We start from the raw sequence: 14,572 nt of genomic DNA, 5'->3' as shown, positions 1-14,572 counted from the left end.
CGTGTCAGACACACTCCCCGGGACAACGCTTCCCGACGACAATAACGACCGCACCTGGTGGGGACTGCCCTGCACCGTGACGCCCTGTTTTGGGGCACGTCTGGTGCAGGAGGGTAACCGGTTGCATTACCTTGCAGACCGCGCCGGTATCAGAGGCCGGTTCAGCGACGCGGATGCGTACCATCTGGACCAGGCCTTTCCGCTGCTGATGAAACAACTGGAACTCATGCTCACCAGCGGTGAACTGAATCCCCGCCATCAGCATACCGTCACGCTGTATGCAAAAAGGCTGACCTGCGAAGCCGACACCCTCGGCAGTTGTGGCTACGTTTATATGGCTGTTTATCCGACGCCCGAAACGAAAAAGTAACTCTCCAGAATAACCTTCTTCTCCGGCCTGGTGCTTTCACCACGCCACTTTTCCATTTTTCATCTCTGCATATCAGGAAAATCTTCAGTATGAACACATTACCCGATACACACGTACGGGAGGCATCGCATTGCCAGTCTCCCGTCACCATCTGGCAGACACTGCTCACCCGACTGCTGGACCAGCATTACGGCCTCACACTGAATGACACACCGTTCGCTGATGAACGTGTGATTGAGCAGCATATTGAGGCAGGCATTTCACTGTGTGATGCGGTGAACTTTCTCGTTGAAAAATACGCACTGGTGCGTACCGACCAGCCGGGATTCAGCGTCTGTACTCGTTCTCAGTTAATAAACAGTATTGATATCCTCCGGGCCCGCCGGGCAACCGGCCTGATGGCCCGCGACAATTACAGAACGGTAAATAACATTACCCTGGGTAAACATCCGTGGGCGAAACAATGAAACTGGCCCTGACGCTGGAAGCCGACAGCATTAACGTGCAGGCACTGAACATGGGGCGCATTGTCGTTGACGTCGATGGTGTTACTCTCGCTGAACTGATTAACGTGGTCTGCGATAACGGTTACTCCCTTCGTGTTGTTGATGAATCTGACCGGACATCAGCAGAGCGCACGCCACCATCTGCGGCCCTTACCGGCATACGCTGCAGTACCGCACATATCACGGAAACGGACAATGCCTGGTTGTACTCGCTGTCAAATCAGACGAATGACACCGGCGAATCAGAATGGATTCATTTCACAGGTAGCGGATATCTGTTACGTACCGATGCGTGGTCATACCCGGTTCTGCGGCTTAAACGCCTGGGGCTGTCCAGAACGTTCCGCCGTCTGGTTGTCACACTCATCCGGCGTTATGGCGTCAGTCTCATTCATCTGGATGCCGGTGCTGAATGTCTGCAGGATTTACCCACTTTCAACTGGTAACCAGGACAAAAGACACAGGATGAAATCATTAACCACAGAAACGGCGCTGGATATTCTGATTGTGTGGCTGCAGGACAATATCGACTGCGAATCGGGAATTATCTTTGACAACGATGAGGATAAAACGGATTCGGCAGCACTGTTGCCCTGTATCGAACAGGCCAGGGAGGGTATCCGTACCCTGCGCCAACTGCAGCTTCTGCACCAGAACCGATAAATATTACTCACCATACTTCATTCCACTGACGCCAGCCTGAACAGGGCTGGCGTTTTCATTTATCTGCAAAAAGGAATATCAATTATGTCTGAAATCACAGCCTCCCGTCCGGAAGTGGTCAACGGGGACATTATCTGCTCCACCTCAGTCAGCCACATTCTGGCTGTACAAAAGAGTACACAGCTGCAAATCGACACACTTATCCGGCATCAAGTGAGCGATATCAGTTAACAGATATAGATGGAGAAGATGCTTTTATCCGGATTGGTTCTATCGCGATGGTGCGAGTACTACTTGATGCAATGAAGCCTGTCGAGGAAGATGACGAGTAACAGAGCTCGGTATCTCAATCAGGAGCTGATTGTCCTGGTTCGATGCCGAAAACCAGTGATTTTTCGTGTTGGTATCTGTGTTGGTATAAGATGATATTGTTTATTATTAACAATTTTAAATCATGAGGTTAAGTCACATGTTCGAGTCCGGCCTTCGCACCACATCGTATGCAAATCGAGTCGCTCAAGGGCGGCTTTTTTTGTGCCTGTGTTTTCACTACTTTGTTTGTATGTAACGCTGATAATCTAAGAACTTCGGAAGCCCCATTCCCATCAATGATGTTCATTCATCATCCTGAAAATTAAGTAGATATAAAACTTCATTGCCTTGGTCTAATGGCTCAGGAAATAGATTGCATTTAGCGAGTGGCATTCTTAATGTGCCATTGTTTAGCCATGAAACGATGCGTAAAATTGCTGATTTTATGTGTCAAAGGCCCGCAACCGGAGATGTCCTTACTTCAAGGATCAACCACTATTGGCGTATCCTTTTACTATCTTGATTCAATTCAGCAGGTTATCGTCAAAAGTACAGCGAAGAGAGAGAAAAGATGATTGGTACAACACCTTATCATGCGAAATATTTTGCGCATGAACTTTCCATTCTCCATTCAAACAATGGGGTGGACCGTCTGTCTCAATCGCTGTTTGATGCAAGCGTAGATCTAAATCCTCATCAAATTGAGGCGGCTCTTTTTGCTATTGAAAATCCGCTAAGCAAAGGTGTTGTGCTTGCCGATGAAGTTGGTTTAGGTAAAACCATTGAAGCGGGGTTAGTGCTTTGCCAGTTGTGGGCTGAAAGAAAACGTAAACTGTTGATCATTTGTCCTGCTTCACTGCGTCGCCAATGGGCGAGCGAGTTACAGGAAAAGTTCAATCTACCTTCTCAGGTGTTGGACGCGAAAACGTATAGCCAGCTTCAAAAAGAAGGGATCCATAATCCCTTAAATAATAAATCGATCACTATCATGTCATACCACTATGCTGCTCGGTTAGAAGAAAAATTGGTGGCTGAAATGTGGGATCTGGTTGTTATCGACGAAGCCCATAAACTGCGTAATGCTCATCGAGAAAGTAACAAAATGGGGCAAGCGTTAAAGCGTGCGCTTGATGGGCGGAAAAAATTACTACTGACCGCAACGCCTTTACAGAATTCGTTAATGGAACTGTATGGCATGTCGACGCTTATAGATGAACATACCTTCGGCGAAGTTAAAGCGTTCAGAAAGCAATATATGCAGGCAGATAGCGATATTGCGGAGTTGAAGGGGCGATTGTCGCGTTTTATCAAACGAACTTTACGCAAGAATGTGCTGGAGTACATCAAGTATACAGAACGTAAAGCGATCACTATTCCTTTCTATCCGAGCGAACAGGAGCAGGATCTTTATGAACGCGTACAAAAATTGCTTGAACGTGAGGATAGCTATGCCTTACCAAAACGACACCGGCATCTGACGGGGCTTATTCTCAGAAAGCTACTTTCCTCAAGTACGAAAGCTGTATTGAATAACTTGCAGATCCTTAAGAGTCGTTTAGAAAGGTTAAAGCTGGAAGGTATCGTTGAAGATGATATGAACATCATCCAACAGATCATAATGGATGACGATCTTGAAGATGACATCGTGGAAGATGCCGAATCAGTGGCTTTAGATACCGAGTGCAAAGTTGTCGATTCAGACGCGCTTCAGGCAGAAATCAATGAGCTGGAATCACTCATTGTCAAAGCAGAACAGATTGGCACTGATACCAAATCAAAAGAGTTGCTTTCTGGCCTGGAGCAAGGTTTTGCACAGCTTGCCGAAATGGGGGCTGCAAAAAAAGTCATCATCTTCACGGAGTCAATGCGAACTCAACAGTATCTTGCACATTTTCTGGAAAACAATGGCTACCAGGGGAAAGTAGTAACCTTTAGTGGCACAAACAATACACCGCAGGCAAACAAGATCTACCAGCAATGGCGCGAGGAATATCAGGGATCTTCTCGTATTACCGGGTCGGCGCAAATTGATAAACGCTCGGCTTTGATCGACCACTTCAAAGATCATGCTGAAATCATGATAGCTACAGAAGCTGCAGCTGAAGGGGTGAACCTGCAATTTTGTTCGCTACTGATCAATTACGATTTACCCTGGAATCCACAACGCATTGAACAGCGTATTGGGCGTTGTCACCGATACGGGCAAAAGTTTGATGTGGTTGTTATTAACTTCCTCAATCAGCGAAACCAGGCCGATCAACGAGTTCTTGAACTCTTAACTGAAAAGTTCAGCCTGTTTGATGGCGTGTTTGGTGCATCGGATAGTGTGCTTGGCAGCATAGAAAATGGAGTGGATTTTGAAAAAAGGATCCAGTCAATTTATGAGTCATGCCGTACCCCCGAGGAGATAGAGCTGGCTTTTGAAAGGTTGCAGAAAGAGCTGGAAGATGAAATCAATCTCAAGATGCAGAAGACGCAGGAACAGTTGCTTGAGCATTTTGATGAAGATATTCACGATATCCTTAAAATAAGGCTTGATGAAGCTCGGGAGCGTCTGGATAAAGTCGGTCGTTGGTTTTGGGCCGTTACCTGTCAGCAGCTCAAACAATATGCTGATTTTGATCATGAGCATCATCGTTTTACTTTACGTGAGTCAGTCAATGAACTGCCTGTGGGGCAGTATCAGCTGTTGCGCAAAGATGGCAGGCAAAATAGTGCGTTACAAATGCAGGATCACCACAGTTTTGCATATCGGATCAATCATCCGCTGGGTGAGTACGTCATTGAGGGAGCCAAAGCCCAGGAGACGAAAACAGCTGAAGTCATCTTCGATTACAGTAACCACACAACGAAAGTCTCGGTGGCTGAGCAGCTGAAAGGGCTATCAGGGTGGTTAACACTAAATTTGCTTACTGTTGATGCGTTTAACCGGCAGCAATTTTTAGTCTTTACCGCGAAAACTGACAGCGGCCGTGTGGTAGATGGTGAGGCTTGTAAACGTCTGTTCAACTTGTCTGCAATAACCAACGAAAAGCTGGATAATTCGGCAAGTTTAGATGCATTACCTGATGACTTGATCTTACTCAAGAACAGGCAAATTGACGCCAGGCTTGCGGAAGTTTTGGAGCAGAACAATGTCCTTTTTGAAGCGGAAAGAGATAAGCTGGAAAAATGGGCTGAAGACATGATCTTTGCGGCGGAAGAAGCATTACGCGATACCAAAATGCAAATCAAGTCGTTGAAGCGAGAAGCCAGACTGGCACAATCGATCGAAGAACAAAAGCAAAACCAGGAAAAGCTGAAGCTACTGGAGCGGCAGCAGAAGCGCCAACGTATGGAAATTTTTGACATTGAAGATGAGATCGCCGACAAGCGGGATGAACTCATCAGTGCCCTTGAAGAGCGGATGAAGCAAAAAACGGATATCACCGAGCTTTTTTCCATCCGCTGGAAAGTTATTTAATTGATTTGAAAGAGAAAATAATGAGTAAGTACAACGAATTAGTTAAGAAGCTAAAAGAAATTTTTCAGATTGATCGACCAGAACTGGATTTCGGTATTTATCGTATTTTAAATGCACGTGCTGATGAAATTAACGACTATCTGGATAATAAGCTGAAGGCCAAAATCCAGTCTGCGCTGGCGGATGCAGGAAATGCCAATAAATCAGAATTAGAACATCAGTTGCAACTGACAATAAAAGCGGCAACTGATGCGGGTGTGGACCCTGCTGATAGCCCGAAAGTACAGGAGCTTAAAAAGCAACTGGCGGCTATGGCATCCGGAGCAAATGAGCATGAAAATGCAGTATTTTCCCATCTGCTCACTTTCTTTTCTCGTTATTATGACAACGGCGATTTTATCAGCAAACGCCGTTATAAAGGTAATACCTACGCCATCCCTTATTCTGGCGAAGAAGTGATGTTGCACTGGGCAAATAAGGACCAGTACTACATTAAAAGTGGCGAAAACTTTGCTAATTATTCATTTAAATTAGATGATGGTCGTAAAGTTAGCTTTAAATTGCTCGCAGCGGACACAGCAAAAGATAACCGTAAGGATAATGAATTAGATCGCTGCTTTGTACTTATTGAGCCACATGTTCGTACCAAAATTGATGAAGAAGGTGATGAGTATGAACAAGAATATAAGCCAGTAGAAGTGGTGAAAAACTCATCTGTGGTGGACGGTAAACTCGTTGAAACAGAAGAGTTAGTTATTCACTTCGAATATAAGGCAATGAAAAAGGGCACTAAGCAGGATGCTTTAGTACAGTCCGCTATTTCAACAATTCTGGCAGATAAAACAGTTCAACAGCATTGGGTTGATCTTGCTAAACGTGCGCCAACAGAAAAAAATCCGTCACGTACAGAGTTGGAGCGTCACCTTACAACTTATACCCAGCGTAATACAGCAGACTACTTTATCCATAAAGATCTCGGTGGTTTTTTAACGAACGAACTGGATTTTTATATTAAAAATGAAGTAATGAATCTCGATAATGTGCAAAATGCAGAAGTGTTTGCCAATATTGAGAAACAATTGCGCATGATTCAATGTTTGCGTACTGTTGCACTGGAACTCATTACATTTTTGGCACAAATTGAGAATTTCCAGAAAAAACTTTGGACTAAGAAGAAGTTTGTTGTTTCTACGGAATACTGTATTACTTTAGATAGAATTCCAGATGCTCTTTATCAAACTATATTAGTAAATGATAAACAATTTAAACATTGGAGTACGCTAGGTCTATTTCAACAGCATAACTCTCGGGATATGAAATTTCTCAAGAGTTCACCATATCTGATGGTTGATACTACTTTTTTTGATTCTAAATTTAAATGTGAACTGATTCGATCAATTGATAATATTGATAATGAGATTAATGGGCTATTGGTCAACTCTGAAAATTATCAAGCCCTAAAAATCCTTGAGACTAAGTTTGATAAAAGTACAAGCATAATATATCTTGATCCACCATATAATACTGATGCAACTCCTATCTTATATAAAAATGGATATAAGGATTCTTCATGGGCTACATTAATGGCTGATAGAATCATTTTATCTAAAAAACTATTAAATAATAACGGTGTTTTTTGTTATGCTATTGATGATACAGAAATGTCTCTTTTAAAAGAATTGGAAAAAAGTATCAATCCAGAAAGAGAGGTTTTACAATGTATCGTTGAGCACTATCCTGGGTCTGGGACAGGTAGAACAAATGTTTCGAGAACACATGAATATTGTCTGTTTTCTATACCAGAAGGAATGGATATTCTCAAAGGGGATAGTGTGGAGGATGGAATTCGAACTAGAGGTTTTAGAAGAGCTGGTACCGGAGATAATAATTTTAGGATTGGTAATCCTGGTCGTCCAGAAAGCTTTTTTGCAGTTTTGGTTGACCCTGATACATTTGAAGTTAAAGGAGTCGAACCACCACCTGTTCCTTTAGAAAAAGGTAATTATCCGGTAGGTGAAACCAAAGAAGGTTTAAAAAGAGTCTATCCCATTGGTGAGAATGGGGAAGAAAGAGTTTGGTCGCTTTCTTATGAAGGGGCTAAAAAAGCAATTGAAGTAGGTGAATTGGTAAGTTCAAACAAATTTGTCATAAACAGATTATATCATGATAGCGCAAGAAGGTTACTGCTTCCTAGTATTTGGCAAGGATCACAATATAATGCTACCATAGGTGGCACAAATTTATTAACGTCCATGTTTGGCTCTGCAGGTTTGTTTTCTTATCCAAAATCCTTAGGTACTATGGAACGCGTTATTGATTCAGTATGGCATAGTGCTAATAATGAAACCATAGTCGATCTTTTTGGCGGCAGTGGAACCACCGCACATGCTGTTATTAATAGAAATAGAGAAAAATCTGAAGATCATAAATATATATTAGTTGAAATGGGAGAACATTCTGATTCAGTTATAAAAGCTAGAATTGTAAAAGCCGTTTATAGCGATAAGTGGAATAAAGGTTATCCACAGGATAAAAACGGTATATCACATATTCTTAAAACAATTAAACTAGAAAGCTATGAAGATTGCTTAAATAATATAGTACTGAAAAAATCTCCCATAGATCTTTTCGAAACATTGCCTTCAGATGTGAGGAATGATTATCTATTAAATTATCTCATTAAAAATGAGAGTAAAGATTCTTTTCTCGGAATCGATAATTTCAAAAAACCATTTAACTACGAAATGGATATTGCGACGGATTCCGCCGGTGCCACTGAGCGTAAAAACATCGATTTAGTTGAAACTTTCAACTATCTCATTGGATTACATGTGAAATCCATCGAATCCAATATCGAACGTGGCTATGTGCGTGTTGAAGGTACGCTGCCAACAGGCGAGCGTACCCTTATTCTGTGGCGCGATTGCGACAAGATCGGTTATGAAGAATTGAATAAATATGCTAACCGATTTGATTTGTATGCAAAAGAAAACACGTATGACGTTATCTATATCAATGGCGATCATAACTTGCCTACCGCCTTTACCGTTGATGAAGAAGACGGCGAGATTGTTCGTAGCCTGAAAATCCGCCAGATCGAACCTGAATTCTTGAACCTGATGTTTGCGGAGGAGGTTTAAGAATGGCTAAAAAACCGACCACCGGTAAAGCTGTTAAAAAAGAGACAAACAGCAAACTGAGCTTTCATAAGCAACTGGTTTTGAACCGCTTTATGTTCCATTTTTTTAAAGATGGCACATTGCAAGGTCTGAAGAATCGGTTAGGTGAAGATCGCTTTGAAGGCATCCATGAGGATGGCCAAAGTTTGTTCTTCCATGAGCTGAGTAACTATTTATTCGAGGTCGATCTTATCGATCTCGATGAACTGCGTCGTTACGATCTCAATATCGTGCAGCACTGGCAGCAGATAACTGAGCACCGTAATCGCAAAGAAGACACTGTGCTGAACATGAAATATTTTCAGTACTTGTCGCTTTTGTTTACCGAGATCTACCTGGACTGGTACTTCAATCGTAAACAGCAATTACTCGATGGGCTAAATAACGAGCTGGCAGCATACAATGCTGAAAATGATAAAACAGCAAAAGACCGGGCTAATCAGTTCAAATCATATATTCTGGATGATTTGAATAAACTGGCATACTGGAATGCTACTGGTTCTGGTAAGACACTGCTATTGCATGTCAATATTTTGCAATACTTACATTATTTCCAGAACGGTAATACCCACCATTACCCCGACAAAATCATCCTGCTTACTCCGGATGAACGCCTGTCGAAGCAACATTTAGATGAGCTGGAAAACTCAGGATTTACCCAATACCAGTTATTCGATAAGAGTAAATCTGCGCCCTTCAAAGGCACGATTGAAGTTATTGATATCAATAAACTTGCCGATGAAATGGGTGACAAAACTGTTGCCGTTGAGGCATTTGAAGGCAACAATCTGGTTCTGATTGATGAAGGGCATAAAGGCACCGGAAGTGCTGCTGGTGCCTGGATGCGCCGTCGTGACAAATTAACACGTGACGGATTTGCGTTTGAATATTCAGCAACTTTTGGCCAGGCAGTAGCCGGTGGCAATAATGTTGAGGCAGTTGAAACAGAAATTCAGAAGAAAAAAGCAAAGCTGCTTTTTGAAACAACGGCCTTAGGTAAACTGAACGAAGAAGAGTTAGCGCAAATAGCATTAACCAGCGAAGAAAAACGAGATGCGCGTATTCAGGCGACGCGAGAGGTCTATGGAAAATCGATTCTGTTCGATTACTCCTATAAATTCTTCTATGAGGATGGTTATGGTAAAGAATCACTGATTCTTAACCTTAATCCTGAAGAGGATAAAAAAGATGAGCGTCGGTATGAGTATTTTACCGCGTGTTTGCTCAGCTTTTATCAGCAACAATATTTATTCAATAAGAATAAAGAAAAATTAAGTGAATTTAATATCGAAAAACCGCTGTGGGTTTTTGTCGGTAATACGGTAAGTGGTGAAGATTCAGACATTCACGCAGTATTGCGTTTTTTAGCATGGTTTTTAAACCACGAAACGCAGGCAAAAGCGTGGATTAACGATCTCATTAAAAATAAAGCGCGAATCCTCGATACCAAAGAGCGTAACATTTTTGAAAATCGCTTTACTGCACTAATGAACGCTCCGGAAGATATCTACGCAGATATTCTTTCTCGCTTGTTTAACACCACTCACTCTGGTCAGCGACTGCGAGTTCTGAATTTAATAGGCAGTAAAGGTGAACTGGCATTACAGGTTGGTGAGGCCGAACCGTTTGGCCTTATCAATATTGGTGATGCACCGTCTCTTTACAAAATGTGTGAAGAGGATACGACATTTGATTATCAGAGAGATGATTTTGCAAAGTCACTCTTTCATACGTTAAATGACAAAGACTCGCGACTACATATTTTGATCGGCTCGCGAAAATTTACTGAAGGCTGGAGCAGTTGGCGCGTCTCAACGATGGGATTGCTCAATATGGGCCGTGGAGAAGGTTCACAGATCATTCAGTTATTTGGTCGTGGCGTACGCCTTAAAGGTCGCAATTATTCTTTGAAACGCAGTACACCCGGTGAGCGTCCGAAAGGGTTGCATCTGGAAAAATTAGAGACACTGAATGTATTCGGTGTACGTGCCGATTACATGGCAACCTTTAAACAATACCTGGAAGATGAAGGGATTACGCCAAGTGACGAGATCCTTGAGCTGAATTTTGAAACTCGGCCAAATATGCCAGCAACCAGGCTTAAAACACTTAAGCTTAAAGATGGTTATAAAGATAATCAAAGACTCGGCTTTAAACGTGTCTATTTTCCTGAATTGTATGAAGTTCCTGCTGATTTTCAGGGGAAAATTAAGCAGCCGCATATTAAGCTGGACTTATACCCGAAACTTGAGTCGATTGATACCAGCAGAAAAGGGGACAATACTCCGGTTAACGTGCGCAATGAAGCGAAGTTAGATTATAAAATCATTAGTGCATTTGATTTTGATCGGCTTTATCTCGCCATTCAGAATTATAAACTACAACGCGGCTGGTCAAATTTACGTGTGGATAAACAACGTTTGATCGACTTTTGTACCGGTAAGACAAAGATCGGAAATAGTTGGTATACCCTTTTGATTCCAGCTTCAGAGCTTGAGATTAAGCAATATGCAGATATTGCTAAGCAGGAAGATATTATGCTTCGTCTGCTGACTGATTATACTGATCGCTTTTACAACACCTTGAAAAATGCTTATGAAGGTCAGTTTTATGAAGTCACGCAGGTGAAAGAAGATGATCCTGGTATGATCAAAATGTACCATTTCGAGATCGAAGAAACTGATGATGGGTTGGCTTATGCCAGTCGGCTGGAACAATTACAACAATTGGTCATCGACGGCGAAATCGGTAAAGCAAAATCCTGGAGTGCATCCGGGATGGTTGCTATTACCTTTGATAAACATCTCTATTACCCGCTTCTTTCGATTGAAAAAAATGCCAATATACCGCTAAAAATGCGACCGGCAGCACTTGGTGCGCCAAGCGAGATTACTTTTGTTCAGGATCTTCAGTCTTTTGTTGATTCGACAAAAGGGCAGAAAATTATTGGTGATAAAAGTTTATATCTGCTAAGAAATGCGGATTCTAAAAATAAAGGCCTGGGCTTTGCTACTGCGGGTAATTTTTATCCGGATTTCTTATTGTGGTTAGTCGATGATAAAAGTGGTAAACAATGGCTAAGTCTTATTGATCCAAAAGGCATTCGCAATCTTAATCTTGATGATCCGAAGTTCGGATTATATAAAGAAATTAAGAATCTTGAACATAAATTATCGGATGATAACTTATCATTAAGTGCATTTATTGTTTCTGAAACTTGTTATGTTGACTTAGTAAACGTACCTGACTCAAAAGAAAATCTGGAAGCCAGAAATGTGCTTTTTATTGAGGATACAGGCCCCGTTTATCTGGAGAAGTTATTCAGTAAGATGGTTAGCGAGTAAATAATTATGATTCTGTTCCATATCTCTGTGAGATATGGAACAGATATTATCGCCAATGTGCAGGAATAATTAGGTCAAACGATTTTGCTGCATATTCAAGCATTTTTATTATTTCCCTGTGTCGTTCCTGGTCGAACGGCTGTCCATTTTTTCTACACTCTATAATCCCTTGTAACTCTTTTAGGTTAAACATATCAAGAAGATAAAAGTTTTTCCATGTTGGTTGCCCGAAGAGGTTATAGACTGTTTCTGTAGCATCTCTCTCACTTGCTAATCTTTTCTCTCCGTCTATTTTTTCAAAAAATATTTCAGCTGTTTCTTTATCATCATAAGTATTTAACAATTCCATTATGATTTTCCTGATTAATGAATTGATATCACGATAATTATATCATGAATAGATGTAAATTTACTATGTATATAAATTAGTGTACAATTCAACATGCCAATTGTTTTTTAATTTGTAATTTCGATTGGTTAATAATTGGATTCTCTTATAATGAATATATATTTACTCTGACTAGAATATTTGTAAACGTATTTTATATTGAGATTTTAAAATTGATTTGTGGCTATGTACTCATAAATACTACTTTCGGTGTCAGAAAATACTTTATCTATTACATTTAAAATCCTAGGTGAAAGATATATAATGGCTACCTCACCCCCTAAAAACCTCTTTCCGATGCCACTCTACAAACACCTCATAAGGGTAATTTTTACGCACCTGCGGCAACGCAATAGTTTTCCCGTCAAAATCCCAGAATAATCTCTCAACGATCCCTCCGCCGTTTACCGCATCTGATACCAGTACCCGCATATTTTCGTCCAGGCCAATCGATCCTTTATCAAAGGCTTTATGGTGAATTGCGCAAAGCGCCAGGCCATTAGGAATTTCACAAGGACCGCCGTGCTGTTTCCATTTTATATGCGCCGCTTCCAGCGCGACGGTGGTGTCGTCGTGGCGCATATTAAAGCCACATATCGCGCACTGGTATTTATAAGCGCGTAATACATTTTTGCGAAATAACGGGTCGCACTGTTTACGGATTTGCTGGAGATCAAAACCCAGCTCGTCAGCAATTTCTTCCTGAATACTCTCGGTGAAGTGCGCTTCGAGTATCTGTTGCGCCAGAGTATTGATGAGTTTTTTATTGCCGGTTACCAAGGCGTAGTGCTGTTCATCGAAACCGCCTGCAACGTGGTATTCGTTCAGTTCCTTCACTGGCGGTTGTCGGCTGCTCCCTGCTGTTGAGCAAAGCTCGGCATTGTGTAATTGCCAGAATCCGTCGCCTTGTAATCGCCAGAACGGCATATCAGGTCGGTACTGTGAACGCTGTGGCCCAAAACGTTCCAGTAAACTGTGCAGAGGTTCGTAGATTTCCGATCCATAATCGAAAAGGCGTGGATGTCCATTCAGGTATCCCGCTAATACGTATAGCAATAACAATGGTTTATGCGGTGCGCGCTGTTCACCCTTATGCCAGATTTTTATATTGGCAATTGCCTGCTGTAGCGATTTACTGGAAGCCATTGATATCCCTGGCAGTGAAATAATTGCGATCATGCTCGCAAATTTTCTGCTGTTCAAGCCTGCAAGTGAAGATATATTACTTTGATCTCATTTGTTTTTTTGCTGCCTGTGTGCCCTAATTGCCATGCGATGTTGCACCTACGCAAACCACCGTTTACGCCGGAGGAGTTAAAAGCGCTGATGGATGCGAATAAATCAAATTAATGAACGCTCACCTTTCGCGCCAAAACTGCAAAATTGCTTCTACAAACTTGTCAGAAATAATCCCCCGACGGGCTGCCGCGCTGAAATGACTGCTTCGCAGTGCCGTCGTCCAGTTCTCCGGTGACCGGTACGCTGAACCGTAATATCCCGTGCTTAAATCGTCCGGATCTTCATCAGGCGCGTTCGTCAGTCCTCTTGCACCTTGTTGCTGGAAGTCGACGAAAATAATATTAGCTAAAATATTATTTTGATAATTGCCATAAATAGCTTCATACGCATGAGGGAAATTTTCTTTCCAGTACCAGGTGGTATCGCCGCAGAACCAGGGCGCATCAGTAATATTATTAAGCTGAGAATGGTATTGTTTTAGATCCCTACGAAAGGCTTCAACCATATGATTAAAGTGTTGAGGGTGTGACGCGTAGTCACTGGTCATTAAGTCAAATTCGCCTTGCATCCAGCATACGCCGAGGAATTTGTTCTGCGGATTTTTTGCCAATGCGGCTCGCGTTCTGCTGACTAAATCCTGGTATAGCGGAGTATCCGTTCCCCAACGACAAGCATCATGGCTGGCTCCGTGCCGTTCTGAATATGTCCCCTCGCTGCCCGCGGTAAAAGCCGATCCGCCACGGCAACATGGAACGATGAGAACCCCTGCGTTATCAGGAATAAAGGGCAGTAATTTCCGTGCAATATGCAGTGCCTGGCCAATGGTGCCGTACTGTGTTTGATGATTCGTTGCCAGAGGATGGTGATAACCCTGCATATCCTGAACATCGTGTGGGCAGTGAGTCAGTGGAATAATGTCGTTAAAGTGACATGACGGGCCTCCGGGATGCGTATGCGCAAATCTCGCTAATTGTTTAATTCTGGGATGAGGCGCATCTTCCCTGTCCGGTAATGGCAGTCCTTCGCCATACGCCATGGCATTAGACTGACCAGCAACGGTAAGAACATAGTAATAATCGGGCGATATTATTGCGTCCATATAATTTTC

10 protein-coding genes and 3 pseudogenes are annotated in these 14,572 nt (G+C 42.3%); 10 read left to right on the top strand and 3 right to left on the bottom strand.

Annotated features, from left to right (window positions below):
- Window position 1 precedes the first annotated feature (1 nt).
- The 9 genes and pseudogenes from ACJHW7_RS07815 (at window position 2) to ACJHW7_RS07775 (ending at window position 11,837) form a co-directional block, all read left to right on the top strand.
- Window positions 2-370, top strand: a complete 369-nt coding sequence (locus ACJHW7_RS07815) for a type IV toxin-antitoxin system YeeU family antitoxin (RefSeq protein ID WP_001285607.1) — start codon at window positions 2-4, stop codon at window positions 368-370.
- A gap of 89 nt (window positions 371-459) precedes the next feature.
- A complete protein-coding gene (locus ACJHW7_RS07810) occupies window positions 460-837 on the top strand; it encodes a TA system toxin CbtA family protein (protein ID WP_072649755.1) in 378 nt (125 codons plus the stop codon).
- Window positions 834-1,322 carry a DUF5983 family protein gene (locus ACJHW7_RS07805; RefSeq protein WP_000761685.1) on the top strand — a complete coding sequence of 163 codons (489 nt, stop codon included), beginning with the start codon at window positions 834-836 and terminating at the stop codon, window positions 1,320-1,322. The genes ACJHW7_RS07810 and ACJHW7_RS07805 overlap by 4 nt, the downstream gene beginning before the upstream one ends.
- A gap of 19 nt (window positions 1,323-1,341) precedes the next feature.
- Window positions 1,342-1,539 carry a DUF957 domain-containing protein gene (locus ACJHW7_RS07800; protein WP_001327226.1) on the top strand — a complete coding sequence of 66 codons (198 nt, stop codon included), beginning with the start codon at window positions 1,342-1,344 and terminating at the stop codon, window positions 1,537-1,539.
- An 84-nt stretch (window positions 1,540-1,623) separates the two neighbouring features.
- Window positions 1,624-1,767 (top strand): annotated as a pseudogene (locus ACJHW7_RS07795) (hypothetical protein); the annotation flags it as partial.
- A pseudogene (locus ACJHW7_RS07790) lies at window positions 1,743-1,871 on the top strand (transcriptional regulator); the annotation flags it as partial. The pseudogenes ACJHW7_RS07795 and ACJHW7_RS07790, both read left to right, overlap by 25 nt.
- 551 nt (window positions 1,872-2,422) lie before the next feature.
- Window positions 2,423-5,314, top strand: coding sequence for an SNF2-related protein (locus ACJHW7_RS07785; RefSeq protein WP_021557482.1), 2,892 nt, complete (start codon window positions 2,423-2,425; stop codon window positions 5,312-5,314).
- A gap of 20 nt (window positions 5,315-5,334) precedes the next feature.
- Window positions 5,335-8,454 carry a DNA methyltransferase gene (locus ACJHW7_RS07780; RefSeq protein ID WP_021557483.1) on the top strand — a complete coding sequence of 1,040 codons (3,120 nt, stop codon included), beginning with the start codon at window positions 5,335-5,337 and terminating at the stop codon, window positions 8,452-8,454.
- Between the two features lie 2 nt (window positions 8,455-8,456).
- Window positions 8,457-11,837 (top strand): DEAD/DEAH box helicase family protein, encoded by a 3,381-nt coding sequence (locus ACJHW7_RS07775; RefSeq protein WP_001085525.1) that lies wholly within the window; start codon window positions 8,457-8,459, stop codon window positions 11,835-11,837.
- A gap of 46 nt (window positions 11,838-11,883) precedes the next feature.
- Here the strand turns inward: ACJHW7_RS07775 and ACJHW7_RS07770 are convergent, their stop codons facing one another.
- Both ACJHW7_RS07770 and ACJHW7_RS07765 read right to left on the bottom strand, forming a co-directional pair.
- Window positions 11,884-12,186, bottom strand: coding sequence for a hypothetical protein (locus tag ACJHW7_RS07770; protein ID WP_000421875.1), 303 nt, complete (start codon window positions 12,184-12,186; stop codon window positions 11,884-11,886).
- A gap of 312 nt (window positions 12,187-12,498) precedes the next feature.
- Entirely contained in the window at window positions 12,499-13,371 is an 873-nt protein-coding gene (locus ACJHW7_RS07765; RefSeq protein WP_021557484.1) for a phosphorothioated DNA-binding restriction endonuclease, read from the bottom strand.
- Window positions 13,372-13,470: 99 nt separating this feature from the next.
- Between ACJHW7_RS07765 and ACJHW7_RS07760 the strand changes: the two are divergent.
- Window positions 13,471-13,575, top strand: a pseudogene (locus ACJHW7_RS07760) (HNH endonuclease); the annotation flags it as partial.
- A gap of 7 nt (window positions 13,576-13,582) precedes the next feature.
- Here the strand turns inward: ACJHW7_RS07760 and ACJHW7_RS07755 are convergent.
- On the bottom strand, window positions 13,583-14,563 hold the full coding sequence (locus ACJHW7_RS07755; protein ID WP_021557485.1) for a sialate O-acetylesterase: 981 nt from the start codon (window positions 14,561-14,563) through the stop codon (window positions 13,583-13,585).
- Window positions 14,564-14,572 lie beyond the last annotated feature (9 nt).

This window comes from Escherichia sp. WS1152 (assembly GCF_046487665.1).
Taxonomy (GTDB): domain Bacteria; phylum Pseudomonadota; class Gammaproteobacteria; order Enterobacterales; family Enterobacteriaceae; genus Escherichia; species Escherichia coli.
The sequence above is the reverse complement of the archived record's forward strand: the minus strand, read 5'-3'. Positions and strand labels throughout refer to the sequence as shown.